At 71.7% G+C, this 25,784-nt stretch carries 23 protein-coding genes; 11 read left to right on the top strand and 12 right to left on the bottom strand.

The annotated features are described in order from the left end of the window. Positions 1 to 140 precede the first annotated feature (140 nt). Positions 141 to 608 (top strand): GatB/YqeY domain-containing protein, encoded by a 468-nt coding sequence (locus AB0898_RS00615; RefSeq protein WP_366800610.1) that lies wholly within the window; start codon positions 141 to 143, stop codon positions 606 to 608. A gap of 125 nt (positions 609 to 733) precedes the next feature. Here AB0898_RS00615 and AB0898_RS00610 read toward each other — a convergent pair whose 3' ends face one another. Beyond that, the gene (locus AB0898_RS00610; RefSeq protein WP_366800609.1) at positions 734 to 3,070 is read right to left on the bottom strand and encodes a transglycosylase domain-containing protein; all 2,337 of its coding nucleotides are present in this window, start codon (positions 3,068 to 3,070) and stop codon (positions 734 to 736) included. 539 nt (positions 3,071 to 3,609) lie between these two features. On the opposite strand from AB0898_RS00610, the gene wblA reads away from it, so the two are divergent. Then, positions 3,610 to 3,948 carry a transcriptional regulator WblA gene (wblA, locus tag AB0898_RS00605; RefSeq protein WP_030606400.1) on the top strand — a complete coding sequence of 113 codons (339 nt, stop codon included), beginning with the start codon at positions 3,610 to 3,612 and terminating at the stop codon, positions 3,946 to 3,948. 379 nt (positions 3,949 to 4,327) lie between these two features. Here the strand turns inward: wblA and AB0898_RS00600 are convergent, their stop codons facing one another. Then, positions 4,328 to 5,695: an ArsA-related P-loop ATPase gene (locus tag AB0898_RS00600; protein WP_366800608.1), complete on the bottom strand. Its 1,368-nt coding sequence runs from the start codon at positions 5,693 to 5,695 to the stop codon at positions 4,328 to 4,330. Beyond that, the gene (locus AB0898_RS00595; RefSeq protein WP_366800607.1) at positions 5,692 to 6,669 is read right to left on the bottom strand and encodes an ArsA-related P-loop ATPase; all 978 of its coding nucleotides are present in this window, start codon (positions 6,667 to 6,669) and stop codon (positions 5,692 to 5,694) included. The genes AB0898_RS00600 and AB0898_RS00595 overlap by 4 nt, the downstream gene beginning before the upstream one ends. 72 nt (positions 6,670 to 6,741) lie before the next feature. Here AB0898_RS00595 and AB0898_RS00590 point away from each other — a divergent pair, with 72 nt between their 5' ends. From AB0898_RS00590 to AB0898_RS00570, 5 genes are all read left to right on the top strand, one after another. Further along, the gene (locus AB0898_RS00590) at positions 6,742 to 6,900 is read left to right on the top strand and encodes a DUF4177 domain-containing protein (RefSeq protein ID WP_018547934.1); all 159 of its coding nucleotides are present in this window, start codon (positions 6,742 to 6,744) and stop codon (positions 6,898 to 6,900) included. Then, positions 6,897 to 7,358, top strand: a complete 462-nt coding sequence (locus AB0898_RS00585; RefSeq protein WP_366800606.1) for a RidA family protein — start codon at positions 6,897 to 6,899, stop codon at positions 7,356 to 7,358. Before AB0898_RS00590 ends, AB0898_RS00585 begins: the two co-directional genes overlap by 4 nt. A gap of 177 nt (positions 7,359 to 7,535) precedes the next feature. Continuing rightward, on the top strand, positions 7,536 to 8,411 hold the full coding sequence (locus AB0898_RS00580; protein WP_366800605.1) for an NUDIX hydrolase: 876 nt from the start codon (positions 7,536 to 7,538) through the stop codon (positions 8,409 to 8,411). Further along, positions 8,408 to 9,238 carry an MBL fold metallo-hydrolase gene (locus AB0898_RS00575; protein ID WP_366800604.1) on the top strand — a complete coding sequence of 277 codons (831 nt, stop codon included), beginning with the start codon at positions 8,408 to 8,410 and terminating at the stop codon, positions 9,236 to 9,238. Before AB0898_RS00580 ends, AB0898_RS00575 begins: the two co-directional genes overlap by 4 nt. 52 nt (positions 9,239 to 9,290) lie before the next feature. Then, positions 9,291 to 9,914, top strand: a complete 624-nt coding sequence (locus tag AB0898_RS00570) for an ankyrin repeat domain-containing protein (protein WP_366801031.1) — start codon at positions 9,291 to 9,293, stop codon at positions 9,912 to 9,914. A 7-nt stretch (positions 9,915 to 9,921) separates the two neighbouring features. Here the strand turns inward: AB0898_RS00570 and AB0898_RS00565 are convergent, their stop codons facing one another. Together AB0898_RS00565 and AB0898_RS00560 are read right to left on the bottom strand one after the other, a co-directional pair. Next, positions 9,922 to 10,764 carry a nucleotidyltransferase domain-containing protein gene (locus AB0898_RS00565; RefSeq protein ID WP_366800603.1) on the bottom strand — a complete coding sequence of 281 codons (843 nt, stop codon included), beginning with the start codon at positions 10,762 to 10,764 and terminating at the stop codon, positions 9,922 to 9,924. Between the two features lie 190 nt (positions 10,765 to 10,954). Beyond that, positions 10,955 to 11,629: a Crp/Fnr family transcriptional regulator gene (locus AB0898_RS00560; RefSeq protein WP_018547939.1), complete on the bottom strand. Its 675-nt coding sequence runs from the start codon at positions 11,627 to 11,629 to the stop codon at positions 10,955 to 10,957. 311 nt (positions 11,630 to 11,940) lie between these two features. On the opposite strand from AB0898_RS00560, the gene nth reads away from it, so the two are divergent. The 3 genes from nth (at position 11,941) to AB0898_RS00545 (ending at position 14,906) form a co-directional block, all read left to right on the top strand. Further along, positions 11,941 to 12,840, top strand: a complete 900-nt coding sequence (gene nth / locus AB0898_RS00555) for an endonuclease III (protein WP_407078267.1) — start codon at positions 11,941 to 11,943, stop codon at positions 12,838 to 12,840. A gap of 50 nt (positions 12,841 to 12,890) precedes the next feature. Then, positions 12,891 to 13,586, top strand: coding sequence for a CoA pyrophosphatase (locus AB0898_RS00550; RefSeq protein ID WP_366800602.1), 696 nt, complete (start codon positions 12,891 to 12,893; stop codon positions 13,584 to 13,586). 120 nt (positions 13,587 to 13,706) lie between these two features. Beyond that, a complete protein-coding gene (locus AB0898_RS00545) occupies positions 13,707 to 14,906 on the top strand; it encodes a MarP family serine protease (RefSeq protein WP_366800600.1) in 1,200 nt (399 codons plus the stop codon). A gap of 55 nt (positions 14,907 to 14,961) precedes the next feature. On the opposite strand, the gene AB0898_RS00540 is transcribed toward AB0898_RS00545, so the two are convergent. The 6 genes from AB0898_RS00540 to AB0898_RS00515 form a co-directional block, all read right to left on the bottom strand. After that, complete coding sequence (locus AB0898_RS00540) at positions 14,962 to 15,141, bottom strand: hypothetical protein (RefSeq protein ID WP_366800599.1); 180 nt, start codon at positions 15,139 to 15,141, stop codon at positions 14,962 to 14,964. 139 nt (positions 15,142 to 15,280) lie between these two features. Continuing rightward, positions 15,281 to 16,216, bottom strand: coding sequence for an alpha/beta hydrolase (locus AB0898_RS00535; RefSeq protein ID WP_366800598.1), 936 nt, complete (start codon positions 16,214 to 16,216; stop codon positions 15,281 to 15,283). Further along, entirely contained in the window at positions 16,213 to 16,716 is a 504-nt protein-coding gene (locus AB0898_RS00530) for a phage holin family protein (protein WP_366800597.1), read from the bottom strand. The genes AB0898_RS00535 and AB0898_RS00530 overlap by 4 nt, the downstream gene beginning before the upstream one ends. Positions 16,717 to 16,782: 66 nt before the next feature. Further along, positions 16,783 to 18,225 carry a Na+/H+ antiporter NhaA gene (gene nhaA, locus AB0898_RS00525; RefSeq protein WP_366800596.1) on the bottom strand — a complete coding sequence of 481 codons (1,443 nt, stop codon included), beginning with the start codon at positions 18,223 to 18,225 and terminating at the stop codon, positions 16,783 to 16,785. 171 nt (positions 18,226 to 18,396) lie between these two features. Continuing rightward, positions 18,397 to 20,352 (bottom strand): acetate--CoA ligase, encoded by a 1,956-nt coding sequence (gene acs / locus AB0898_RS00520; RefSeq protein ID WP_366800595.1) that lies wholly within the window; start codon positions 20,350 to 20,352, stop codon positions 18,397 to 18,399. A gap of 125 nt (positions 20,353 to 20,477) precedes the next feature. After that, a complete protein-coding gene (locus tag AB0898_RS00515) occupies positions 20,478 to 23,033 on the bottom strand; it encodes a SulP family inorganic anion transporter (RefSeq protein WP_366800594.1) in 2,556 nt (851 codons plus the stop codon). A gap of 370 nt (positions 23,034 to 23,403) precedes the next feature. Here AB0898_RS00515 and AB0898_RS00510 point away from each other — a divergent pair, with 370 nt between their 5' ends. Continuing rightward, positions 23,404 to 24,669, top strand: a complete 1,266-nt coding sequence (locus AB0898_RS00510; protein ID WP_366800592.1) for a hypothetical protein — start codon at positions 23,404 to 23,406, stop codon at positions 24,667 to 24,669. Positions 24,670 to 24,754: 85 nt separating this feature from the next. On the opposite strand, the gene AB0898_RS00505 is transcribed toward AB0898_RS00510, so the two are convergent. Next, complete coding sequence (locus AB0898_RS00505; protein ID WP_366800591.1) at positions 24,755 to 25,735, bottom strand: ATP-binding protein; 981 nt, start codon at positions 25,733 to 25,735, stop codon at positions 24,755 to 24,757. Positions 25,736 to 25,784 lie beyond the last annotated feature (49 nt).

Here is a 25,784-nt window from a genome sequence, read left to right as displayed (position 1 = left end):
GACCATCGTGTCAGACGACCGCGCAGTGGCGAGACCGGGAGCCCTTTGGCGGAAGGGGTGTTCGGGCCGTCGGCCGGGTGGCGGGCCGGGCCGCGAAAACGGGGCGCACCCCGCGTGGCGCACCTGCGACAATCGGACGCATGACCACCACGCTCAAGGCGAAGCTGCACGACGACCTGAACGCCGCGATCAAGGAGCGCGACGAGCTGCGCTCCTCCACGCTCCGGCTGACCCTGGCCGCGATCTCCAAGGAAGAGGTCGCCGGCAAGGAGAAGCGCGAGCTGTCCGACGACGAGGTCCTCAAGGTGATCACCAAGGAGGCCAAGAAGCGTCGCGAGGCGGCCGAGGCGTTCGCGCAGGGTGGTCGTGCGGAGTCGGCCGAGCGGGAGAAGGCGGAGGGCGAGCTCCTCGCCACGTACCTGCCCAAGCCGCTCTCCGACGACGAGCTGAACGCGATCGTCGCCCAGGCGGTCGAGGAGGCGAAGGCCGCCGGTGCCGAGGGCCCGCGCGCCATGGGCGCCGTCATGAAGATCGTGAACCCGAAGGTCGCCGGCCTGGCCGAGGGCGGCCGCGTCGCCGCCGCCGTGAAGAAGCTCCTCCAGGGCTGAGACCGCACCTCAAGGGCTGAGACCGCCCGATTCAGAGGCGCTCCGACCGGATCGCCCCCCTGATACGACTTCGGGGCCGCACCCCCTGCTCACGCAGAAGGTGCGGCCCCGCCGTCGTACGTACCTCAGTTCCGGCGGCCGCCGTTCGCCCCGCCGTTCGCCTGCCCCTGGCCCTGCCCCTGACCCTGTCCCTGCGTCGGGTTCTGGGGCACCGTGACGGTCGGCTTCGTCGTACCAGGGGCGCGACCGCCCGTGCCGCCGCCGTTCGTCAGGCCGCCGAAGAGGCCGCCGATCAGACCGCCGCCACCCGGGTTGCCCCGGTGCCCGCCGCCCGTACGGCCGTGGTCGTCGCCGTTGTCCCGGCCGCCGTCGCGGCCATGGTCGTCGTCATCGTCGTCGGGGATGTCGACCAGCTGGAAGTCCGGGGCGGCCTTTCCGACCAGGGCGCCCGCCATGGCGTCCTTCCAGATCGGGCCGGGGACCTCGCCGCCGTAGACCAGCGGGCGGTAGACGCCGCCGATGGTGACGCCGGCCATCTTCAGGTCCTGCCGGGCGCTGCCGACCCAGACCGCACCGGCCAGGTTGGGCGTGTAGCCGACGAACCAGGCGTTCCTGCGCTCGTCCGTCGTACCCGTCTTGCCCGCGCTCTCGCGGTCGGTGAGGCCCGCTTCCTTACCGGTGCCGGAGTCGACCACACCGCGCAGCAGCGTGTTCACCGTGTCCGCGGTCTTCTGGCTCATCGCGCGCGAGCAGGTGGTCTTCGGCACCGGGATCGACTTCTCGTCGGTGCCGATCTTCTGGGTGATGGACTCGATGGCGACCGGCGTGCAGTACGTGCCGCGCGAGGCGAAGGTCGCGTACGCGCTCGCCATGGTCAGCGGCGACAGGCCGATCGCGCCGAGCGCGATGGACGGCGTCTGGGGCAGCTTCGAGCCGTCGCCCTGCACCACGTGCAGCGCGTCGGTCATCTTCACCACCGGGCACAGGCCGATGTCGGAGATCAGCTGCACGAAGTAGGTGTTGACCGACTTGGCCATCGCCTCCTTCATGCGGTACGGGCCCTTCTCGGACTCGTTCTCGTTCTCCGCGGACTCGTGCTTGGTGTTGCGGTACGCGATGCCGCTGCACCCCTGCACCGGGCTCGGGTACTCCATCTTGTACGGCGCGGAGTACGACTGGGTCGGCGGCTTGCCGCCCTCGATCGCGGCCGCCGCCACGAACGGCTTGAACGTCGAGCCGGTCGGGAAACCGTAGTTGGAGCCGCCGTAGGCCTTGTCCACGGAGAAGTTGTACTCGGTCTCGTCCTTGCCGTAGCCGAACGGCTTCGACTGGCCCATCGCCAGGACCTTGCCGGTGCCCGGCTCGACCAGGGTGGCGGCCGCGGCGACCTTGTCGGACTTGTAGACGTGGTCCTTGAGCGAGTCCTGCACGGAGTCCTGGGCCTGCGGGTCCAGGGTCGTACGGATCGTCAGGCCGCCCTTGTTCCAGAGCTTGGCGCGCTCCTCGCGGGTCTTGCCGAACACCGGGTCGGTCAGGAAGACGTTCTCGACGTACTTGCAGAAGAACGCGGAGCCCCGGGCCGCGGTGATGCAGCCGTTCTTCGGCTGGCTGACGTGCAGCCCGAGCGGCTTCTCCATGGCCTCGTCGGCCTCCGCCTCGGAGATGTCGCCGACCTCGGCCATGCGCTGGAGCACGGTGTTGCGCCGCTTGGTGGCCTCGGCCTCGTCGTTCACCGGGTCGTAGCGGCTCGGCGACTGCACGATGCCGGCGAGGAGCGCGGACTCCTGGAGGTTCAGGTCCTTGGCGTGCTTGGAGAAGTAGCGCTGCGAGGCCGCCTCGACGCCGTACGCCTGCTCACCGAAGAACGTGATGTTGAGGTAGTTCTCCAGGATCTTCTTCTTGCCGAGCTTCTCCTCGATCTGGATCGCGTACTTCAGCTCGCGGACCTTGCGGCCGAGGGTCTGCTGGGTGGCCTGGGCGACCTTCGTGGGGTCGTCGCCGGCCTCCTCGATGAAGTAGTTCTTCACCAGCTGCTGGGTGAGCGTGGAGGCGCCCTGGGCGACCCCGCCCTCCTGCGCGTTCTTGTTCAGGGCGCGCAGCACGCCCTTGAGGTCGATCGCGCCGTGCTGGTAGTAGCGCGAGTCCTCGATGGCGACGATCGCCTTCTGCATGTACGGCGAGATGTCCTTGAGGTCCACCACCGTGCGGTCGCGCGAGTAGACGGTCGCGATCTGGCGGCCCCGGCTGTCCAGTATGGTCGTGCGCTGGCTGAGCTGGGGGCTCTTGAGGTTGGCGGGGATCTCGTCGAAGCCCTGGACGGAGCCCTTCGCCGCGAGGCCCAGCGCGCCCGCGGCGGGCAGCGCGATGCCCGCGAGCACCGCCCCCGCCAGCACACTGACACCGAGGAACTTGGCGGCCTGCTGCGTCGTCGAGAGGCCACCGCCGGAGCGCTTCTTTGGCATGGGGGCAGCCTAATCCGTACTGATGAGCGTTCCGATGGACCGACAGTCCTTCGGGATGTTCGGATCAGGATCGTGACGTACGCCGGTGGCACGGGGGCGCCAGGGAGGTACGCGGGCGTCATGGCACGGCGCGGCGGGGCGCGTCCCTGTTCATTCGCCGGACACGCGCACAGGCATTGGCCTAAGCTGCTCTCAACTGTCACAGCGGTGCGGCCATGTAGCAATACGTCCGGCGACCCCGAATCGTTCCGGGAGTACCCCCACTTTCCGGCGGGGCGTGTCCGAATCCGCCTCGTGTGTCACCGGACGCCCCTTGTGGCGCACCACGATCGTCCCGCTTCGCCGGGATGATCACGCATGTCGTCAGCTCACTCCTCCGGGTGATCTGCCGCTTACCCATAGTCCGTTCGGGCCATTCAAGATTGGGCCCGAAGGGGGTGTTGCGCTGTCCGCGCCTTCCGTAACGTCCTCAACTGGCGGCGGTGAATATGCCGCTGCCGCCGTGGGGGAGCCTCGATTCGGGAGAGGACGGCGCCGGTATGGGCTGGGTTACCGACTGGAGTGCGCAGGCCGCCTGCCGCACTACCGATCCGGATGAACTGTTCGTTCAGGGAGCAGCGCAGAACAGGGCGAAAGCGGTGTGCACCGGGTGCCCGGTGCGGACGGAGTGCCTGGCGGACGCGCTGGACAACCGTGTGGAGTTCGGTGTGTGGGGAGGCATGACGGAGCGCGAGCGCCGCGCCCTGCTGCGCCGGCGCCCCACCGTCACCTCCTGGCGGCGTCTGCTGGAGACCGCCCGTTCGGAGTACGAGCGCGGCGCGGGAATCGTGTCCCTCGACAACGACGAGGTGTACGAGAACTACGCGGCGGTCAGCTGAGGAGTTTGCCTTCGGCATAGGTCGAAGGGGTACGTACGGGAGGCCCTTCGGGGCTGGGAGTGTCGGCGGTGGAGGGGCGGTTGCCGCCCTTGCGCCCGCGGGTGCCGGGCGGTCGTCCGGCTCCATGGGTACGTCCGCTGTCCGCACCCGCGTGATCCGGCGGCGCCGCCGCGCGGCCGGGATCGCGCCGAGGCATGCGCCCACGGCCGGAGTGCCGACGGGGCTGTTCCGGTGCCGCCCTGCCGGTGTCGGCGTGCCGCCATGGCTCACGCCGACGTGCCGTCATGGCTGACGCCGGTCACTTCGTACGCCGGTCACTTCGTACGTCCGGGGCGCGCGCCCCCATGCCGCCGGCCCGTGCGGCCGTGGTGAGTGTCCGTCAGGACAGTTCCGTACGGCCCTCGGAGAGCCGGTCGCCGATGTCGCGCAGGCCCGCCAGGTCGTGGACGTCGCCGGGAAGGGCCGGGACCTCGACGAGCGCCACCTCGGGGTGGCGGGAGACGAAGCGGTCCCGGGTGCGCTGCTCGCGCGCGAGCAACTGCATCCGGTCGGCGTGCAGCCTGAGCAGGCCCGCCGTCAGCTCGTCGACGGACCGGTCCGGACCGGTGGCGGGGGAGCCTGCGCCGGGGGCCGGGTCGTCGGACGGGGCGGAGTCTGAACTTCCGTACATGTCGGGAGAGTTACGAGATCCAGCTTTCCCGTCCCCCTGATCGACAATGCGGTCCTCCGCAAGATTTTCCGCGGCCGCGAGCGCCCGCTCGGCCGACAGCCGCCCGGCCCCGCTGGCGTGCACACGGTTGAGGACCAGCCCGACCAGCGGCATCTTCTCCGCGGCGAGCCGCTCCACGAAGTACGCCGCCTCGCGCAGCGCGTCCCGCTCCGGCGCGGCGACCACGAGGAACGCCGTACCGGGCGCCTGGAGGAGCTTGAAGGTGGCGTCCGCGCGCGTACGGAAGCCGCCGAAGGTGGTGTCCATCGCGGAGACGAAGGTCTGTACGTCCTTCAGCAGCTGGCCGCCCAGCAGCTTGCCCAGCGTGCCGGTCATCATCGACATGCCGACGTTCAGGAAGGCCATCCCGGCGCGGCCGCCCAGCTTGGCCGGGGCGGTGAGGACCCGGATCAGCCGGCCGTCCAGGAACGAGCCGAGCCGCTTCGGCGCGTCCAGGAAGTCCAGCGCGTTGCGCGAGGGCGGGGTGTCGACGACGATCAGGTCCCACTCGTCCTTGGCGCGGAGCTGGCCGAGCTTCTCCATCGCCATGTACTCCTGCGTGCCCGCGAAGCCGCCGGAGACCGTCTGGTAGAAGGGGTTCGCCAGGATCTGGGCGGCCCGCTCGGGGTCCGCGTGCGCCTCCACGACCTCGTCGAAGGTGCGCTTCATGTCGAGCATCATGGCGTGCAGTTCGCCGCCCGGCGTGTCCTCGGACCCGGCGTCCGGGCGGCGGTCCTCGGTGCCCTTGACCCGGCGCGGCACGTTGTCCAGCGAGTCGATGCCCATGGACTGCGCCAGCCGCTTGGCCGGGTCGATGGTGAGGACGACCACCTTGCGGCCCCGCTCGGCCGCGCGCAGCGCGAGCGCCGCCGCGGTCGTGGTCTTGCCGACGCCGCCGGAGCCGCAGCACACCACGATCCGGGTCTTGGGGTCGTCCAGGAGCGCGTCCACGTCGAGCACGCGGGCGGGGGGCAGGCCGGGGCGCTCGCCGTCCTGGGCGGGCGCTCCGGCGGTCTTCGGTGCCGGGTCCGGACTCATGACAACCCCTGCTTCCGCAGCTCGGTGGCGAGTTCGTACAGGCCCGCGAGGTCCATGCCCTCGGCGAACAGCGGCAGTTCGCGCATCGGCAGGCCCAGCTCGGCGAGGACCGCGCGCTGCTCCTGCTCCAGCGCGTACCGCTCGGCGTACTCGGCGGCCTGGTTCAGCAGCGGGTCGACCAGCCGCTCGGCGTTGCCGCCCCGGCGGGCGCCGCCGAGTCCGGCCGAGGACAGCGCGCGGGCCACGTCGGCGTGCGGGACCGTGCGGGCGAGTTCGAGGTCGGCCGCGTCCAGCACCTCGGGGCGGACCATGTTGACGATGATCTCGCCCACCGGCAGCCCCGCCGCGCGGAGTTCGGCGATGCCGTCGGCGGTCTCCTGGACCGGCATCTCCTCCAGGAGCGTCACCAGGTGGACGGCCGTCTCGGGCGACTTCAGCACCCGCATCACGGCCTGCGCCTGATTGTGTATCGGGCCGATCTTGGCGAGGCCCGCCATCTCGTCGTTGACGTTCAGGAAGCGGGTGATGCGGCCCGTGGGCGGCGCGTCCATCACGACGTGGTCGTAGAGGAAGCCGCCACTCTTGTCCTTGCGGCGCACCGCCTCGCACGCCTTGCCGGTCAGCAGCACGTCTCTGAGGCCGGGCGCGATGGTGGTCGCGAAGTCTATGGCGCCGAGTTTGCGCAGGGCGCGGCCCGCGCCGCCGAGTTTGTAGAACATCTGGAGATAGTCCAGAAGGGCCTGTTCGGGATCGATGGCGAGTGCGTACACCTCCCCGCCCCCGGGAGCGACGGCGATCTTCCGCTCCTCGTAGGGCAGCGCCTCGGTCTCGAAGAGCTGTGCGATGCCCTGCCGGCCCTCGACCTCCACGAGAAGCGTCCGCTTCCCCTCGGTCGCGAGGGCCAGCGCGAGGGCGGCGGCGACCGTCGTCTTTCCGGTCCCGCCCTTGCCGCTGACGACCTGGAGCCTGCTCACGTCTTCGAGACTAACCAGTCCCGGCCACAGTCACGCGGGAGGCTGTGGATAACAGCGACTACAGTCGGCCCCATGACCAAGTGGGAATACTCGACCGTGCCGCTGCTCGTCCACGCCACGAAGCAGATTCTGGACAACTGGGGCGAGGACGGCTGGGAGCTCGTCCAGGTCGTGCCCGGGCCCAACCCGGAGCAGCTCGTGGCCTACCTGAAGCGGGAGAAGCAGGCGTGAGCGCGGTGGAGGCCCGGCTGGCCGAACTCGGGCTGACGCTGCCCGAGGTGCCGCCGCTGGCCGCCTACCAGCCGGCCGTGCTGTCCGGTTCGTACGTGTACACCGCGGGCCAGCTGCCCATGGTGGACGGACAGCTGCCGGTCACCGGCAAGGTGGGCGCCGAGGTCACCGCGGAGGAGGCCAAGGCCCTCGCCCGCACCTGCGCGCTGAACGCGCTGGCCGCCGTGAAGTCCGTCGCGGGTGATCTGGATCGCATCGCCCGCGTGGTGAAGGTCACGGGCTTTGTGGCCTCCGCGTCCGACTTCACCGGCCAGCCCGGCGTCCTCAACGGCGCCAGCGAGCTGCTCGGCGAGGTCCTCGGCGACCGCGGCGTGCACGCCCGCAGCGCGGTGGGCGTCGCGGTGCTGCCGCTGGACGCGCCGGTGGAGGTCGAGATCCAGGTGGAGCTGCTTCCGTAGGTCCGTGTGGAGCTGCTTCCGTAGGCCCGTGTGGAGCTGCTTCCGTAGGCCCGGAAGCCCGTAGGGAGCCGCTTCCCCGGTCCAGGGGGAGCAGCTCACGTAACACCCACGTCAAACCCGTCGTACGGCCCCCGGCCACCTCTCGAACATTTGCCCTGTCCGGGATAGCCTCCGGCCATGGCGAACGGTCAGTGGTACCCCCCGGAGTGGCCGGACCGGATCCGCGCGCTCGCGGACGGCACGCTCACTCCCGTGGCGCCCAGGCGCGCGGCGACCGTCCTGCTGCTGCGGGACACGCCGGCCGGTCCTGCCGTGCACATGCTGCGCAGACGCGCCTCCATGGCTTTCGCCGGGGGCGCGTACGCGTATCCGGGCGGCGGGGTCGATCCGCGCGACGACGACCTCGAGATCGGCTGGGCGGGCCCCTCGCGCGCGTGGTGGGCCGAGCGGCTCGGGGTGGACGAGAACGGCGCCCAGGCCGTCGTCTGCGCGGCCGTACGGGAGACGTTCGAGGAGGCGGGCGTCCTGCTCGCCGGAAGCGGCCCCGGCACGGTCGTGGGAGACACCAGCGGCGACGACTGGGAGGCCGACCGCGCCGCCCTGATCGCCCACGAGCTGTCCTTCGCCGAGTTCCTGGACCGCCGGGGCCTGGTCCTGCGCTCCGACCTGCTCGGCGCCTGGACGCGCTGGATCACCCCGGAGTTCGAGTCCCGCCGCTACGACACCTGGTTCTTCGTCGCCGTCCTCCCCGAGGGCCAGCGCACCCGTGAGACCTCGGCCGAGGCCGACCGCACGGTCTGGACGCGCCCCGAGGAGGCCGCCGCCGGGTACGACCGGGGCGAGCTGCTGATGATGCCGCCCACCGTCGCCACCCTGCGCCAGCTCCTGCCGTACGGCAGCGCCGCCGAGGTGCTCGCGGCCGCGCCGGAGCGGGACATGACACCGGTGCTCGCGCGGGCCCGCCTTCGGGACGGCGAGGTCGTGCTGAGCTGGCCGGGGCACGAGGAGTTCACCAAGCACGTCCCGGCGGCCCCCGGCGGAGGTGCGGCATGACCGACGCCGCCGTACTGCCCGGACAGCCCCGGAACGTGGTCGCCTCCGGCCCCGCGACCGAACGGGCCGTCAACGTCCTCGCGCCCAACGCCTCCGCGATGACCCTGGACGGCACCAACACCTGGATCGTCGCCGAGCCGGACTCCGGCCTGGCCGTCGTCATCGACCCCGGACCCCTGGACGAGGGCCATCTGCGCGCGGTCGTGGACGCGGCGGAGCGGGCCGGGCGGCGCATAGCCCTCACCCTGCTCACCCATGGCCACGCCGACCACGCCGAGGGCGCGGGCCGCTTCGCGGAACTGACCGGCACGCGCGTGCGTGCCCTCGATCCGGCACTCCGCCTGGGCGACGAGGGGCTCGCGGCCGGAGACGTGATCACCACCGGCGGCCTGGAGCTGCGGGTCGTACCGACCCCCGGGCACACCGCCGACTCCCTGAGCTTCCATCTCCCGGCCGACCGCGCGGTGCTGACCGGCGACACCATCCTCGGGCGCGGCACGACCATGGTGTCGCACCCCGACGGCCGCCTGGGGGAGTACCTGGCCTCCCTGCGCCGGCTGCGCTCGCTCACCGTGGACGACGGCGTGCACACCGTCCTGCCGGGTCACGGGCCCGTCCTGGAGGACGCCCAGGGTGCCGTCGAGTTCTACCTCGCCCACCGCGCCCACCGCCTCGCCCAGGTCGAGACGGCCGTGGAGAACGGTCACCGCACCGCCCCCGCGATCGTCGCCCACGTCTACGCCGACGTGGACCCCTCGCTGTGGCCCGCCGCCGAACTGTCCGTCCGCGCCCAGCTGGACTATCTGGGTGAGCACGGGCTGATCTGAACGCCCTGTTCCGGCGCGCGGGGGCCGGCGCTAGCGTGGCCGGGTGATCAGCATGCAGTGGGACGGCCTCACCGACCGCGGGCAGTTCGGCGAGATGTACCTGGCACAGCGGGACCGCTTCGCCGACCTGGCCCGCGACGCCGACTGGGACGGCGTGTCCGAGCAGCTCGCGGAGCATCCCGAGTGGGCCAGCCTGCCCCGGCCCGGCAACCGCAGCGGCTTCGCCCCGCTGCACCAGGCCGCCTGGCACGGCGCGGGTCTCGCCGTCGTCTCCCGGCTGCTCGCGTACGGCGCCTGGCGCACCCAGCGGGCCCGGGACGGCCGCCGGCCCGTGGACGTCGCCCGCGAGCGCGGCCACACGCACCTGGCGGAGCTGCTGGAGCCGGTCGCGGTACGACGGCTGCCCGCCCCGCCGGAGGCGCTGGAACGTCACTTCCACGCGCTGCTGCGGGAGAACACCGGTGGCTGTCTGGAGCGGACCGAGCATCTGCTGCCGCCGCTGTCCCCGCTCACGGAGGGATTCGACGTGCGGATCGTCTTCCCGGTCGTCGGCATGATGGGCGGCTTCACCTACCACCTGGAGGACGACGAACTGCGCGTCCATGGTCACTCGCGGATGGACTGGGACGACGGCCGGTACTACCGGGTGACGCCCGAGGGCTGGGCCAAGATCTGACCGCTCCTCAAGGCGTCGCCTCCTCCGGACGGAGGACCTTTTCGCCGTGTACGCGCGCGTACTCGGCGGCGAGCCAGGGGCCGAGGTCGTCCACGTACAGCCGCAGCACCCCGGCGTCCCCGGCGGGCTCGCGGCCGTAGCGCGCCGCCACGCGCATCGGCGCGGCCCGCTCCGGGTAGTACGCGCCGAAGATCTCCGCCATCTCGCCCAGGTCGCTCGTCCAGCCCTGCCAGCGGGGCATGACCAGGGTGAAGCCGGTGCGCACGAGGTGCCGGGACATGAAGCGCACCAGCGGTCCGCGGGCCTCCTCGGTGTCCGCCGCGCCCGCGATCCGGGTGCGCCAGCGGGGCAGCAGCCGGGCGAGGTCGCCGTTGGTCTCGCGGGCCAGCAGGGAGCTGGGGCGGTAGCGGGGGAGCAGGGCGGCCAGGTCGTCCCCGAGGAGCGGGGTGCACAGGCAGGCCAGGAACCAGCCCATGTCGTACCGCTCCGCCTCGCTCAGCAGCCGCTCCCGGCCGTACAGCAGGGTGCCCACGCCGTCGATCACGCCGTACTCGCGGTCCAGGGCCGCTCCCAGGGCGTTCGCGGCGGTCCGGTCGGCCTCGGCCGGCTCTCCATGGAGCGCGACCAGCAGGTCCAGGTCGCTGCGGCCCTCGCGCGCGGTGCCGCGCGGGATCGAGCCGTAGAGGTAGGCGCTGTGCAGCCGGTCGCCCCAGACGGCCCCGAGGCGCTCGCGCGCGGCGGCCACGACCGGTCGGAAGGCCCCCTGCACGCGCGCGAGGGAGCCCTCGCGGGCGATGAACCCGTCGGGGTCCAGTCCGTGCGGAGCGGGCACGCGCTGAGGCTCGGGCATACCCCCGTACTCTGCCGGTACGGGACGGGTCCGGTCAGCCGAATTACGGCGAATACGACGGACCGCTCCACGAGAGGCCACCGGCCGGGGGACGGGGCGTCCGGCGCTTCCGCCCCCACGCCGGCAGGCCCCCGTGCCCACGGAAAAGGGCCCCGCCGTCCGGCAGGGCCCTGTCACCGTGTGGGGCGCGTCAGCGCGAGCGCTTCGCGAGGCGTTCCACGTCGAGCAGGATCACCGCGCGGGCCTCCAGGCGCAGCCAGCCGCGCTGGGCGAAGTCGGCCAGCGCCTTGTTCACGGTCTCGCGGGAGGCGCCGACCAGCTGGGCCAGCTCCTCCTGGGTGAGGTCGTGGACGACGTGGATGCCTTCCTCGGACTGCACGCCGAAGCGGCGGGAGAGGTCGAGCAGGGCGCGCGCGACGCGGCCCGGAACGTCGGAGAAGACCAGGTCGGACATGGCGTCGTTGGTCTTGCGCAGCCGGCGGGCGACCGCGCGCAGCAGCGCGGTGGCCACCTCGGGGCGCGCGTTCAGCCAGGGCTGGAGGTCGCCGTGGCCGAGGCCCAGCAGCTTGACCTCGGTCAGCGCGGTGGCGGTCGCCGTGCGCGGGCCGGGGTCGAACAGCGACAGCTCGCCGATCAGCTCACCGGGGCCGACGACGGCCAGCATGTTCTCCCGCCCGTCGGGGGAGGTGCGGTGGAGCTTGACCTTGCCCTCCGTGACGACGTACAGCCGGTCGCCGGGGTCGCCCTCGTGGAACAGGGAGTCTCCACGGGCGAGAGTCACCTCGCTCATGGAGGCGCGAAGCTCCGCGGACTGCTCGTCGTCGAGAGCCGCGAAGAGCGGGTTGCGCCGCAGAACGTCGTCCACGAGTTCTCTCCTTGTCGACCTGCTCAGGGGATGGTTCTCCCCCACGTGCCAGGGGACCGTGCTCCCCATTTTGCCGGACGGTCCAAACAGTGTGATCTGTCACAAGGATGCCGCACACATGTCCCAACGTGAGCGGCAGGGGTCCAATCGGGGGCTGATCCTCCGGCTCCGGGGCGGATGTCGGTGCCGGGCTTTAGGCTGGCCGGGTGTCCAAACAGCCGGTGAGAGCACAGGCCGAGGGGGCTGAACGGGTGACCGCGCGCCGCGATTCCGCCGTGGGCGAACAGGGTTCCGATGGAAGTGGCAAAAAGGTGAAAACCGTAAAAACGGCTACGGCGAAAGAGGCCCCGGCGACAAAGGCTCCGGCGGCAAAGGCCCCGGCGAAAGCGGTCCCGGCGAAGAAGCCCGGCTCCCGCATCCCCGGCACCCCCGGCACCGGCGAGTCCCGCACCGCCCTGGTCCGCCGCGCCCGCCGCATCAACCGCGAGCTGGCCGAGGTCTACCCCTACGCCCACCCCGAGCTGGACTTCGAGAACCCCTTCCAGCTCGTGGTCGCCACCGTCCTGTCGGCCCAGACCACCGATCTGCGCGTCAACCAGACGACCCCGGCGCTCTTCGCCAAGTACCCGACCCCCGAGGACCTCGCGGCCGCCGACCCGCAGGAGGTCGAGGAGATCCTGCGGCCCTGCGGCTTCTTCCGGGCCAAGACGCGCTCGGTCATAGGACTCTCCAAGGCCCTCGTGGAGGACTTCGGCGGCGAGGTGCCCGGAAAGCTGGAGGACCTGGTCAAGCTGCCCGGAGTCGGCCGCAAGACCGCCTTCGTGGTCCTCGGCAACGCCTTCGGGCGGCCCGGGATCACCGTGGACACCCACTTCCAGCGGCTGGTCAGGCGGTGGAAGTGGACCGAGGAGACCGAGCCCGAGAAGATCGAGGCGGCCGTCGGGGCGCTGTTCCCCAAGAAGGACTGGACCGACCTGTCCCACCACGTGATCTGGCACGGCCGCCGCATCTGTCACGCCCGCAAGCCCGCCTGCGGCGTCTGCCCCATCGCCCCGCTCTGCCCCTCGTACGGCGAGGGCGAGACGGACCCGGAGAAGGCGAAGAAGCTCCTCAAGTACGAGAAGGGCGGCTTCCCCGGCCAGCGGCTGAACCCGCCGCAGGCCTATCTGGACGCGGGCGGCATCCCGGCCCCGCCGCTGGGGGCCGGGTGACGGCAGCGGCGCGGGGCGGCACGGACGTGGGCGACGGCGAGGGGGCGGGCATGACGTACACACGGGACACGCACGAGGGGCCGGCCGCGCTGCGCCGGGAAGGCCTGCCGGGCTGGCTGGAGCCGGTGGCGCGCGCCGCCGAGACGGTCCAGCCGCTCCAGCTCAGCCGCTTCCTGCCGCCGGAGAACGGCTCGGGGCGGCAGTCGGCGGTGCTCATCCTGTTCGGCGAGGGCGAGCGCGGCCCCGAGCTGCTGCTCATGGAGCGCGCCGGTTCGCTGCGTTCGCACGCGGGCCAGCCGTCCTTCCCCGGCGGCGCGCTCGACCCGGTGGACGGCGACCCGAAGACCGACGGGCCGCTGCGGGCCGCCCTGCGCGAGGCCGAGGAGGAGACCGGGCTCGACCCGGCGGGCGTGCAGCTCTTCGGCGTGCTGCCCGCGCTCTACATCCCGGTCAGCGAGTTCGTCGTCACCCCCGTCCTCGGCTGGTGGCGCGCGCCCAGCCCGGTCGGCGTCGTCGATCCCAACGAGACCGCGCGCGTCTTCACCGTCCCCGTGGCGGATCTCACGGACCCCGCCAACCGCGCCATGGCCATCCACCCGAGCGGCTACCGAGGCCCGGCATTCCTGGTCGAATCGGCCCTGGTCTGGGGCTTCACCGCCGGCGTGATCGACCGGCTGCTGCACTACGCGGGCTGGGAGCAGCCCTGGGACCGCTCCCGGCAGGTCCCGCTCGACCGGCGGTCGTGACAGGGTGTCCGTGCGGTGTTTTCCCCGGGGGCACGACGTCGGCGGACCTGCCGCCGCTCCCCGGACCCCCGGCCGAGCCGCCGGGGCCGGAGCGAAAGTGATGGGGCGGGTCCAGAAGCGGTGAACGTGCTCGACATCCTCCTGCTGGCCGCGGCCGCCTGGTTCGCCGTCGTCGGCTACCGCCAGGGCTTCGTCGTCGGCATCCTCTCGGTGACCGGCTTCCTCGGCGGCGGTCTCGTCACCGTCTACGCGCTGCCGGTGCTCTGGGACGCCCTGACCGGCGGCCGCAAGGTCAGCACCGTGATCGCGGTGGTGGCCGTGGTCGTCGTCATCGTCGTGGCCTCCGTCGGCCAGGCCCTGACCACGCACCTCGGCGGCCGGCTGCGCCGCCACATCACATGGTCACCGGCGCGCGCCCTGGACGCCACCGGCGGCGCGCTCGTCAACGTCGCCGCGATGCTGCTGGTCGCCTGGCTGCTCGGCTCCGCCCTCGCCCAGACCACGCTGCCGACGGTCAGCCGCGAGGTGCGCGACTCCCGGGTGCTGGTCGGCATGGACCAGGTGCTGCCGGGTCAGGCCGACATCTGGTTCAAGGACTTCACCTCCGTCCTCGCCCAGAACGGCTTCCCGCAGGTCTTCAGCCCGTTCTCGAACGAGCCCATCAAGGAGGTCCAGCCGCCCGACCCGGCCCTCGCGCGCAGCGCGGTCCCGGTGCGCGCCCAGCGCTCCATCGTCAAGGTCACGGGCACCGCGCACAGTTGCGGCAAGGTCCTGGAGGGCACCGGCTTCGTCTTCGGCGACCGCCGCGTGATGACCAACGCCCACGTGGTGGGCGGCGTCGAGGAACCCACCGTCCAGATAGGCGGCGAGGGCCGCAAGTACGACGCCAAGGTCGTGCTGTACGACTGGCGGCGCGACATCGCCGTCCTGGACGTGCCCGACCTGAAGGCACCCGTACTGCGGTTCTCCGCCCAGGATGCCGACGGCGGCAACGGCGCGATCGTGGCCGGGTTCCCGGAGAACGGCTCGTACGACGTGCGCGCGGCGCGCGTGCGCGGGCGCATCACGGCCAACGGGCCCGACATCTACCACCGGGGCACCGTCGCCCGCGATGTGTACTCGCTCTACGCCACCGTCCGCCAGGGCAACTCCGGCGGCCCGCTGCTCACCCCCCAGGGGAAGGTGTACGGCGTGGTGTTCGCCAAGTCCCTGGACGACGCCGAGACCGGCTACGCCCTCACCGCCGACGAGATCCGCGCCGACATCGCCAAGGGACGCACCGCCACCGAGCAGGTGGGCACGGACAACTGCGCCCTGTGAGGCTCTGAGCGGGGGCGGTCCGGCGGCCTACGGCTGCTGGGCCGCTTCAGCCGCTTCAGCCGCGCGGGTGACGCAGGCGTACCGAGACCCAGCGGGCCCGGCGGCGCAGGATGCGCGGAATCCCCACCCTCGGGTCCGCTTCCGCCAGTTGCGGGGTGCCTCGCCGCGCGGAGCCCATTCCGGCGAGGGAACGGCGGTCACGGGGTGCGTCACTGTAGTCGTGCGTCCAGCCCATACCCGGACGTGTGCCCCCGCCCCAAGGTCGATAACCGCTTCCGCGCCCACCGATCGGCCTATGCGCCAGGCATGTGGCCGTTCGGGGGACAAGTGTTCAGGAACGGTCGGGAAAACGGACACTCCGCGCGCCCGTACGGTCACCGGTCGGGTTCGGGGTCCTTCAGCCAGTTGACCAGTTCGGTGGAGAACGCCACCGGGTCCTCCTCGTGCGGGAAGTGCCCCAGCCCGTCGAACAGCCGCCAGCGGTACGGCGCTTCCACGTATTCGCCCGAACCGGCCGCGCTGCGCGTCCGCGTGACGGGGTCGAGGGAACCGTGCAGATGCAGCGTCGGCACCCGCACCGGCCGCTTCATCCGGCGGTTGAACTGGATGCCGTCGGGCCGCGCCAGCGAGCGCACCAGCCAGCGGTACGGCTCGATGGAGCAGTGCGCGGTGGACGGGATGCACATCGCCCGCCGGTACGTGTCCACGTCCGCGTCCTCCGGCAGGCGCGGCCCGGACCAGTCCCGGATCAGCCGCCCGACCAGAGCGCCGTCGTCGGCGGTCAGCTGCCGCTCGGGGATCCACGGCCGCTGGAACCCCCAGATGTACGAACTCGCCGCCGTCTGCCGGGCGTCCCGCAGCATCGCCGACCGCCAGCGCCGGGGGTGCGGCATCGACACCACGGCGAGCCGCCGCACCAGCTTGGGCCGCATCGCTGCCGCCGTCCACGCCAGATAGCCGCCCAGGTCGTGGCCGACCAGGGCGGCGTCGGGCTCGCCCAGCGAGCGGATCACGCCCGTCACGTCGAGCGCGAGGTTGGCGGGGTCGTAGCCGCGCGGGGTGCGGTCGCTGCCGCCGACACCGCGCAGGTCCATGGCGACGGCGCGGTAGCCCGCCGCGGCGAGCGCGGAGAGCTGATGGCGCCAGGTCCACCAGAACTGCGGGAAGCCGTGCAGCAGCATCACCAGGGGGCCGTCGCCGAGTTCGGCGATGTGGAAGCGGGCGCCGTTGGCGGCGACGTCGCGGTGGGTGACCTTCTCCCCGGAGGGGATGCCGAGGCGTACGGCCGGGGCGGCGGCGGGTTCCGTCATGAGGACGAGCGTGCCACAGCCTTGCGGGTGCGCTCCGCCGGCGGCAGCGCGCGCGGGTGCTGCGGGCCGGTGACGCGCGGGTGCGGCTTGGCCTTCTGGAGCACGCCGGCCGACTCCTTCATCGAAGCGGCCACCTTCTGCGGGCCCTTGCTCTTCTTGGCCTTCTTGGCGAGCGTCAGACCCGCGAGCGCGAGCAGTCCGGCCACCAGCACGTTGGCCGCGAAGGACAGCAGGAAGCAGATCGCCATGTTCCAGTGGCTCCAGGTGCGGATGCCGTACGCCAGCGCGAAGTTGAGCATCGGCAGGGAGAACAGCAGCAGCGCGCCCGCCACCGAGAACGAACCGCCGCTCATCGCGCCGCGCTTGACGTCCTGCTTGAGCTGCGCCTTGGCCAGGGCGATCTCGTCGTGCACCAGTGCCGACAAGTCGCTCGACGCCGAGGCGAACAACTGGCCGATGCTGTGTTCGGCGCCGACCGGGCTGCCGTCGGGTGCGCTCATCGCGTTCTCCCTCTGAGGTGTGGTGCCGTCTTCGTTGTACCGCTTGGTTTGTACCGTCTCGTCAGATCATGCCGGACGACTGTTCTCCTCGCCTGCCCCGCCGGGTACTTCCGCACGCGCGCGCCGCGCGGCGGCGGTCCTTTCGGCGGCCAGCCGGCGGTGCTCGGCGGCCCGGCGCTCATGGACCGCGGCCATGCGCAGGTGGTACGCCGGATCGTCCTGTTCATAGATGTCGGGGACGCCGTCCTCGTCCTCGTCGCGCTCCTCGTCCTCGCACATACCGCGGTACTTCGCATTACGTACCTTCAGCAGCACGGTCGCACAGATGGCCGCGATCAGCGATCCGACGAGGACGGCCGCCTTGACCTCGGCGGTGAGCGCGGCGTCGTCCGCGAACGCCAGCTCGCCGATCAGCAGCGAGACGGTGAACCCGATCCCCGCGAGCGTCGCGACCGCGAACACGTCGGCCCAGGCCAGGCCCTCGCCGAGCGTGGCCCGGGTGAAGCGCACGGTGAGCCAGGTGCCGCCGAAGACCCCGACGGCCTTGCCCACGACGAGCCCGAGCACCACACCGAGCGTCTCCGGCCGGGTGAAGACCTGCGCGAGCGCACCGCCGGAGACCGGCACCCCGGCGCTGAACAGCGCGAACAGCGGCACCGCGAGCCCCGCCGACAGCGGCCGCACCAGATGCTCGATCCGCTCCCCGGGCGAGCGTTCCTCGCCCTCACGGGTGGTGCAGCGCAGCATCAGGCCCATGGCGACGCCCGCGATGGTGGCGTGCACCCCGCTGCGGTACATCAGCGCCCAGGTCACCAGCGCGAGCGGCACGTACACGTACCAGCCGCGTACCCCCTTGCGCAGCAGCAGCCAGAAGACGGCCAGGGCGGCGACGGCCCCGCCGAGCGCGGCGAAGTCGATCCGGCCGGTGAAGAACACCGCGATGATCAGGATGGCGAAGAGGTCGTCGACGACGGCGAGCGTGAGCAGGAAGGCGCGCAGCGCGCTCGGCAGCGAGGTGCCGATGACCGCGAGGACGGCGAGCGCGAAGGCGATGTCGGTGGCCGTGGGCACCGCCCAGCCGGCCAGTGAGCCGCCCCCGGCGAGCCCGGTGAGGGTGTACACCAGCGCGGGCACCGCCATCCCGCACAGCGCCGCCGCCACGGGCAGCACGGCCGCCCTGGGGTCGCGCAGGTCCCCCGCGACCAGCTCGCGCTTGAGTTCCGCCCCGGCGACGAAGAAGAACACCGCGAGCACGCCGTCGGCGGCCCAGTGCGCGACGGAGAGGTTCAGGCCGAGAGCGGAGGGGCCGAGGTGGAAGTGGCTGACGGCTTCGTAGCTGTCGTGGAGCGCGGGGACGTTCGCCCAGACGAGGGCGGCGATCGCCGCGACGAGGACGAGGACCCCGCCCACGGTCTCGGTGCGCAGCGCGTCCGCGACGGCGGTCCGCTCGGGCAGCGACAGGCGTCCCAGGGCCCTGCGGGTGGCGTTCGGGGTGCGGGGCGCGGTCATCGCGGGGGCCTTCCGGTCGTGGGCAGGGCGAAACACCTGCCGACCAGACTTCCCGGCACACCACTGGCACGTCGTTCGTGCCGATTTTGCTTACTTTACCTAAGGTCGGGGGCCGGCGCGAGGGGTGCCCGGTGCTTCTCGCGCACCGGGCACCCCTCGCGGCCGTACCGCCTAGTCGTCGCTCGGCTTCGACGGCATCCGGCTCTGGATGAGCGCCATGACCGTGGAGTCGGCCAGGGTCGTCACGTCACCCAGCTCACGGTCCTCCGCCAGCTCGCGCAGCAGCCGGCGCATGATCTTGCCGGAGCGGGTCTTGGGCAGCTCCACGACCGGCTGGACGCGCTTGGGCTTGGCGATCGGGCCGAGCGTGGCGCCCACGTGGTCGCGCAGCTCGGCGACCAGCTTCTCGTCCTCCGTCACGTTCCCGCGCAGGATCACGAAGGCGACGATGGCCTGGCCGGTGGTCTCGTCCGCCGCGCCCACGACCGCCGCCTCGGCGACCGCCGGGTGCGAGACGAGCGCCGACTCCACCTCGGTGGTGGAGATGTTGTGCCCGGACACCAGCATCACGTCGTCCACCCGGCCGAGCAGCCAGATGTCGCCGTCCTCGTCCTTCTTGGCGCCGTCGCCCGCGAAGTACTTGTCCGGGAAGCGCGACCAGTACGTGTCCAGGAACCGCTGGTCGTCGCCCCAGATGGTGCGCAGCATCGAGGGCCACGGCTCGGTCAGGACCAGATAGCCGCCGCCTCCGTTCGGCACCTCGTGGCCTTCGTCGTCCACGACGGTCGCGCCGATGCCGGGCAGCGGGCGCTGCGCGGAACCGGGCTTGGTCTCGGTGACGCCGGGCAGCGGCGAGATCATCATCGCGCCGGTCTCGGTCTGCCACCAGGTGTCCACGACCGGGGTGCGGTCGGCGCCGATGTTCTTCCGGTACCAGATCCACGCCTCGGGGTTGATCGGCTCGCCCACCGAACCGAGGACCCGCAGCGAGGTCAGGTCGAACTGCGCGGGGATGTCGTCGCCCCACTTCATGAACGTCCGGATCGCCGTCGGGGCCGTGTAGAGGATCGAGACCCGGTACTTCTCCACGATCTCCCAGAACCGGCCCTGGTGCGGGGTGTCCGGGGTGCCCTCGTACATCACCTGGGTCGCGCCGTTGGCCAGCGGGCCGTACACGATGTACGAGTGCCCGGTGACCCAGCCGACGTCGGCCGTGCACCAGTAGACGTCCGTCTCCGGCTTGAGGTCGAACACCGCCCAGTGGGTGTACGCCGCCTGGGTGAGGTAGCCGCCCGAGGTGTGCAGGATGCCCTTCGGCTTACCCGTCGTGCCCGAGGTGTAGAGGATGAACAGCGGGTGCTCCGCCTCGAACGCCTCCGGAGTGTGCTCGGCCGACTGGCGTCCGACCAGCTCGTGCCACCAGACGTCCCGCCCGGCGTCGAAGGCCACGTCCTGGCCCGTACGGCGCACCACGAGCACGTGCTCGACCGAGCCGGCCTTGGCGACCGCCTCGTCCACGGCGGGCTTGAGCGCGGACGGCTTGCCGCGCCGGAAGCCGCCGTCGGAGGTGATGACGACCTTGGCGTCCGCGTCCTTGATGCGGGTGGCCAGCGCGTCCGCCGAGAAGCCGCCGAAGACGACCGAGTGCGCGGCGCCGATACGGGCCGCGGCCAGCATCGCGATCGCGGTCTCGGGGATCATCGGCATGTAGATCGCGACCCGGTCGCCCTTGCGGACACCCAGCTCCAGCAGGGCGTTGGCGGCCTTGGAGACCTCGTCCTTCAGCTCCGCGTAGGTGATCGAGCGGCTGTCGCCCGGCTCGCCCTCGAAGTGGATGGCCACCCGGTCGCCGTTGCCGGCCTCGACATGGCGGTCCACGCAGTTGTAGGCGACGTTCAGCTCGCCGTCCTTGAACCACTTCGCGAACGGCGGGTTCGACCAGTCCAGCGTCTCGGTCGGCTCCTTGGCCCAGCTCAGCCGCCGGGCCTGCTCGGCCCAGAAGCCGAGCCGGTCAGCCTTGGCCTGTTCGTACGCCTCGGCCGTGACGTTGGCGTTCGCCGCCAGGTCAGCGGGCGGCGCGAAGCGGCGCTCCTCCTTCAAGAGGTTGGCCAGGCTCTCGTTGCTCACGACATCTCCCTTTCCCAGGGTGTCCGTTGTGTCCCGGGCCACACCTCATCAGACCGGAAGGCCGATGACAAGGGTGGGCCGCAGAATTGGTTTAGACCTTTCTGCGGCTCACCCGGAGTGGCCGCTCACGCGGGGCCGCACACCTCTTCCACCTCTCTCATGTCCTCTCTGACGTCGTGGAACACCCCTTCGTCCGCCGGACCGCCCAGCAGATAGGCCCGCGCCTCGCCCACGTGGAAGTACATCCCGTGCAGCTCCAGCGCACCGGCGGCCAGGGCGCGCGCCACCGACTCGTGCGCCCGCAGATGCGCCAGCTGCTGGACCACGTTCGTCAGGCACAGCCGCTCCACCGCGTCGGCGGCCGGCCGCTCCGCCAGCCGGGGTGCCGTCCCGGAGCCGGCGGCCATCCGCTCCAGGCTCGGCAGCCCGTACCGCAGCCAGCGTCTGAGCGGGGTGGGGGCCGGGGCCGGGGCCGCGCCGGGTTCCGTCGTGAGCAGCGCCTGCATCGCACCGCACCCGGAGTGCCCGCAGACCGTGATCGAGCGGACCCCGAGCACGTCCACCGCGTACTCGATGGCGGCGGCCACGGAGTCGTCGGCGGGCGCCTCCCCCTCCTCTCCCGGCGGCGGGACCAGGTTTCCCACGTTGCGCACCACGAAGAGATCGCCGGGACCGCTGGCGGTGATCATCGAGGTGACCAGCCGGGAGTCGGCACAGGTGAGGAAGAGCTGCGAGGGCCGCTGCCCCTCCCGCGCGAGCCGCGCCAGCTCCTCCCGGACCAGCGGGGCGGTGTTCCGCTGGAACGAGCTGATGCCACGGGCGAGTTCGTGGGGGTAGGCGTCGGGGGCGGTGGGCTCGGGGGTGGGGGCGTCGGGGGTGGCGGTGCCGAGGGCGGTGGTGTTGGGGGTGCCGGTGTCGAGGGTGGCGGCGGGAGCGAGGCCCACGCGTCTGGGCTCCGGGCCGTCGGCCGTCCCCGGTGAGGCTGTTCCCCGTGCGGGCGTTCCCTCTGCAGCCGCTCCCTGCAAGGGCGTTGACGACATGGGCGTTGGCCGTGCCCCCGTCTTCTCCGCCGAACCGCCGGACGGCATCGCGCACTGGTGGTTGCGCCACGGTGTCCAGGGGCGGCAGTGACAGGGGGCGGAGCTTGTCGCGGGGGAGCGGAACGTGCCGTGTCTGCCGGTCAGTTCGGCGGATCCGCCGCGCGCGGTGTGGGAGCTCTGCCAGTCCTGGAGCGCCTCGTACGCCGCGTGGTCCATGAAGGAGCCGTCCAGCTCCACCACCGCACGGGCGCCCTGGGGCACACGGTGCAGGGTTCGGCTGAGCCGGGGCACGGCGAGGAACGTCAACTGGCCGCGCACCTGGACATGGTGGACCCCTTCCTTCTCCTCGTGCGTGACGCGGGTGTGGGTGAGACGGTGCAGGGCGAGGACGACGGCCACGGCGATTCCGAGGAGCACGCCCTCCAGGACGCCGAAAACGACGACGCCGAGCGTGGTGGCGGCGTACACCGGGACCTCACGGTGGCGGTTGACCGTGCGGATGTGGTGCAGCGAGACCATCTGGATGCCGACGGCCATCACCAGGGCGGCGAGTGCGGCGAGCGGGATGTGCTCCAGGACCGGGACCAGGAGCAGCGTGGCGATCACCACGAGAACACCGTGCAGCATCGTGGAGTTCCGGCTCACCGCGCCCGCGTTCACGTTCGCCGTGCTGCGGACGGCCACGCCGGCGACGGGCAGGCCGCCGAGGGCGCCGGAGACGATGTTGGCCGCGCCCTGGCCGAGGAGTTCGCGGTCGAGGTCCGAGCGGCCGAGCCGGGCCTGGGGTCCGGTGCGGGCGGCGGCCATCTTGTCCACGGCGACCGCGCCGAGCAGTGACTGCACGCTGCACACCAGGGTGGTGGTGAGCACGGCGGCCACGACGCCGAGCGCCGGTCCCTCGGGCAGTCCGGCCAGCGCGTGACTGCTCCAGGAGGGCAGGTCGACGCGGGGCAGGGTGAGCCCGGCGAGCAGGGCGGCCACCGTGGCGCCGGTGACCGCGACGAGGGGGGCCGGGATCTTGCGGAGCAGGCGCCCCGGTTCGCCCCGCAGACGCGGCCAGGCAAGGAGCAGCGTCAGGGTGAGCGCGCTCACCGACACCGCCGCCGGGTCCATGTGCGCCAACTCGTTCGGCAGTGCGCGGAGGTTGGTCAGCACCGAGCTGTCCGGGTTGCCGCCGAGCACGATGTGCAGCTGGGCCACGGCGATGGTGACGCCGATGCCCGCGAGCATCCCGTGGACCACGGCCGGGCTGACGGCGAGCGCGCCACGCGCCACCCGCAGGCAGCCCAGGCCGAGTTGGGCGAGTCCGGCGAGGACGGTGATGCCACAGGTCGCCCGCCAGCCGTACCGGTGGATCAGGTCGGCGGTGACCACGGTCAGCCCGGCGGCCGGGCCGCTGACCTGGAGCGGGCAGCCACCGATCCGGCCGGCCACGATCCCGCCGACGGCGGCGGCAACCAGGCCGGCCTGCAGGGGCGCGCCGGTGGCGAGCGCGATACCGAGCGAGAGCGGCAGGGCGATGAGGAAGACCGCGACGGAGGCGGACAGGTCGGCACCCGCGACGGCGAAACGGCGCTTGGGCGGCGGTGGGTCGGTGGGTGGGGAGTGGGAGTGGAGGTGAGCGGGGGCGCAGGCTGACATGGGTCCCCTCCGGGGCTACGCGGTCGCGGACTTGGGGTGGCTCGCCCTTCTTCTGCCGTGTGGCGGCGGGAAATGGGGCGGGTGTTCGGTCGCGGCCGTGGGTCACGGCGTGCAGCGGCGGGATGAATCAAATTTCGGTAAATGAATCGTAATGGCGAGTAAATGTCCCGCATAGTCTTTCGAGGCATATGGCGCATATCTCCACTCGCCAGAGTGAAGAGGGCATTCCATCGGCTTGTCTTACTAATTCCTTCTCGGCCCCGTGCGACCTTGGCGGCGCCGTCGGGGCGAACCCGGCGGACCAGCACAAAACGCCGTCATCGGCTCGCCCGAGAGAAGCGCCTGAGAGAAGGAAGAAGGTGGGCGGAACATGGCCGCCACCCAGAGGATCGCCGTCTGTGCCATGGTCGCCGCGGCCGGTGCCGCGTCCCTCGCCGGCTGCGCCGCCGGCTCCCACCCCGTGAAGGAGGGTGCGCCCGGCCCGCAGCAGGGAGTCGCCGCCCCCAAGAGCGTGGTCCGCCTGATCGGTGACGGGTCCACCGCCTACACCGGGGCGCAGCCGCACCTGCCGAGGCCCGAGAAACTGAAGCCCGGTCAGAAGCCGCCGCAGTTCGTGGTGTTCTCCTGGGACGGTGCCGGTGAGGACAGCCAGAAGCTGTTCTCGCACTTCCGCAAGGTCGCCAAGGACAACCACGCGAACATGACGTTCTTCCTCAGCGGCGTCTACATGCTGCCCGAGGCCAAGCGCGACCTCTACCGGCCCCCGCAGCACTCCCCGGGCCGCTCCGACATCGGCTTCAACGACGACCAGGGCATCGCCGACACCGCCAAGCAGGCCCGCCTCGCCTGGCTGGAGGGCAACGAGATCGGCACCCACTTCAACGGCCACTTCTGCGGACCCGACGGCGGGGTCGGCCAGTGGTCGGTGGACGAGTGGAAGAGTGAGATCAGCCAGGCCAAGCAGTTCGTGAAGACCTGGAAGACCAACTCGGGCCTGAAGAACGCCTCCCCGCTCCCCTTCGACTACGACAAGGAACTCATCGGCGCCCGCACCCCCTGCCTGGAGGGGCAGAAGAACTTCGTGAAGGCGGCGAGCCAGATGGGCTTCCGCTACGACTCCAGCGGTGTGAACAACCAGCTCTGGCCCAAGAAGAAGGAGGGCCTGTGGGACCTGTCCATGCAGCTGGTCCCCTTCCCCGGGCACACCTTCGAGCAGCTGACCATGGACTACAACTTCATGGTCAACCAGTCCGGCACCCAGACCCAGGGCGACCCCGACAAGTTCGGCCTCTGGGGCGACGAGATGCGTGACGGCCTGCTCAAGGGCTTCGACCGCGCCTACAACGGCAACCGCGCGCCCCTGATCATCGGCAACCACTTCGAGTCCTGGAACGGCGGCACCTACATGCGCGCCATCGAGGACGTGGTGAAGACGGTGTGCGGCAAGCCCGACGTGCGCTGCGTCTCCTTCCACGAACTGGCCGACTGGCTGGACGCGCAGGACCCGCAGACCCTGACCAAGCTGCGCACCCTGGAGGTCGGGGAGACGCCCAAGCAGGGCTGGGCGTCCTTCCTCTCCGGCCGCCCGGCACCGGCGCCGAAGGGTGTACCGGGGGCGCCGGCGGCCAAGCAGTAGGCGTCGGCCAAGCGGCAGGCGTCCGCCGAGCAGCAGGCGTCCGCCCGGCGGCGTCCGCCCGGCGGCGGGCGCCGGGCGGCGGACGTCAGGCGGGGGCGGCGACGCCCTCGCCCAGCACGAAGCCGGGGTCGATCTGCGCGGCCAGGTCGGCCCCGGTGCGCTCGTTCCCCCACGACTCGGCGTTCTTCAGGTGGAAGTGCGTCATCTGACGGGTGTAGCGCTCCCAGTCACGCCGGGCGTACGTCGCGTCGGCGGCGCTCTTCAGCCGGTGCAGCGCGGCCGCGTTGGTCTCCTCCAGGAGCCCGAAGCGCGGCGGGCGCCCCTTCTCCATGGCGCGCACCCAGTCCGAGTGCCCGACCGTGACCAGCAGGTCGTCCCCGACCTCCTTGCGCAGGAAGTCGATGTCGTCCTGGGCCTGGACCTTGTTGCCGACGACCTTCAGGGTGACGTCGAAGTCGCGGGCGTACTCCTTGTACTGCCGGTAGACGGACACCCCCTTCCGCGTCGGCTCGGCGACGAGGAACGTCATGTCGAAGCGGGTGAACATGCCGGAGGCGAAGGAGTCCGAACCGGCGGTCATGTCGACCACCACGTACTCGTCGGGGCCGTCGACGAGGTGGTTCAGGAACAGCTCCACCGCTCCCGTCTTGGAGTGGTAGCAGGCGACCCCCAGGTCGGCGTCGGTGAAGGGGCCGGTGACCATCAAACGGACGGCGCCGCCGTCGAGTTCCACGGGGCGCGCGCAGGCGTCGTAGATCGCGTTGGGCTCCCGCACCCGGACCAGCCGCGAGCCCTCGCCGGGCGGGGTGGTCTTGATCATCGTCTCGGCGGAGGCGATGCGCGGGTTGCCGCCGCGCAGATGGTCCTTGATGAGCCGCAGCCGGTCGCCCATCGCGGGCAGTGCGGCCGCCTCCGCCTCGTCGAGGCCGAGAGCGGGGCCGAGGTGCTGGTTGATGTCGGCGTCGATCGCGACCACCGGGGCTCCGGCGGCCGCCAGATGGCGGATGAAGAGGGAGGAGAGCGTGGTCTTGCCGCTGCCGCCCTTCCCGACGAAAGCAATTTTCATGTTCACGAACGGTAGTCGCCTCATCGCTGTACGTGTCAGGAAGTCGGGG

The organism is Streptomyces sp. NPDC005435 (genome assembly GCF_040703155.1).
In the GTDB taxonomy this organism is placed as follows: Bacteria; Actinomycetota; Actinomycetes; order Streptomycetales; family Streptomycetaceae; genus Streptomyces.
The sequence above is the reverse complement of the archived record's forward strand: the minus strand, read 5'-3'. Positions and strand labels throughout refer to the sequence as shown.

Bases quoted from the DNA above. Each gene is read 5' to 3' on its own strand.
- AB0898_RS00615 (WP_366800610.1), top strand. From the start codon at position 141: ATGACCACCACGCTCAAGGCGAAGCTGCACGACGACCTGAACGCCGCG.
- AB0898_RS00610 (WP_366800609.1), bottom strand. From the start codon at position 3,070: ATGCCAAAGAAGCGCTCCGGCGGTGGCCTCTCGACGACGCAGCAGGCC.
- wblA (WP_030606400.1), top strand. From the start codon at position 3,610: ATGGGCTGGGTTACCGACTGGAGTGCGCAGGCCGCCTGCCGCACTACC.
- AB0898_RS00600 (WP_366800608.1), bottom strand. From the start codon at position 5,695: ATGAGTCCGGACCCGGCACCGAAGACCGCCGGAGCGCCCGCCCAGGAC.
- AB0898_RS00590 (WP_018547934.1), top strand. From the start codon at position 6,742: ATGACCAAGTGGGAATACTCGACCGTGCCGCTGCTCGTCCACGCCACG.
- AB0898_RS00580 (WP_366800605.1), top strand. From the start codon at position 7,536: ATGGCGAACGGTCAGTGGTACCCCCCGGAGTGGCCGGACCGGATCCGC.
- AB0898_RS00575 (WP_366800604.1), top strand. From the start codon at position 8,408: ATGACCGACGCCGCCGTACTGCCCGGACAGCCCCGGAACGTGGTCGCC.
- AB0898_RS00570 (WP_366801031.1), top strand. From the start codon at position 9,291: ATGCAGTGGGACGGCCTCACCGACCGCGGGCAGTTCGGCGAGATGTAC.
- AB0898_RS00565 (WP_366800603.1), bottom strand. From the start codon at position 10,764: ATGCCCGAGCCTCAGCGCGTGCCCGCTCCGCACGGACTGGACCCCGAC.
- AB0898_RS00550 (WP_366800602.1), top strand. From the start codon at position 12,891: ATGACGTACACACGGGACACGCACGAGGGGCCGGCCGCGCTGCGCCGG.
- AB0898_RS00540 (WP_366800599.1), bottom strand. From the start codon at position 15,141: ATGGGCTGGACGCACGACTACAGTGACGCACCCCGTGACCGCCGTTCC.
- AB0898_RS00535 (WP_366800598.1), bottom strand. From the start codon at position 16,216: ATGACGGAACCCGCCGCCGCCCCGGCCGTACGCCTCGGCATCCCCTCC.
- AB0898_RS00530 (WP_366800597.1), bottom strand. From the start codon at position 16,716: ATGAGCGCACCCGACGGCAGCCCGGTCGGCGCCGAACACAGCATCGGC.
- nhaA (WP_366800596.1), bottom strand. From the start codon at position 18,225: ATGACCGCGCCCCGCACCCCGAACGCCACCCGCAGGGCCCTGGGACGC.
- AB0898_RS00515 (WP_366800594.1), bottom strand. From the start codon at position 23,033: ATGTCAGCCTGCGCCCCCGCTCACCTCCACTCCCACTCCCCACCCACC.
- AB0898_RS00510 (WP_366800592.1), top strand. From the start codon at position 23,404: ATGGCCGCCACCCAGAGGATCGCCGTCTGTGCCATGGTCGCCGCGGCC.
- AB0898_RS00505 (WP_366800591.1), bottom strand. From the start codon at position 25,735: ATGAAAATTGCTTTCGTCGGGAAGGGCGGCAGCGGCAAGACCACGCTC.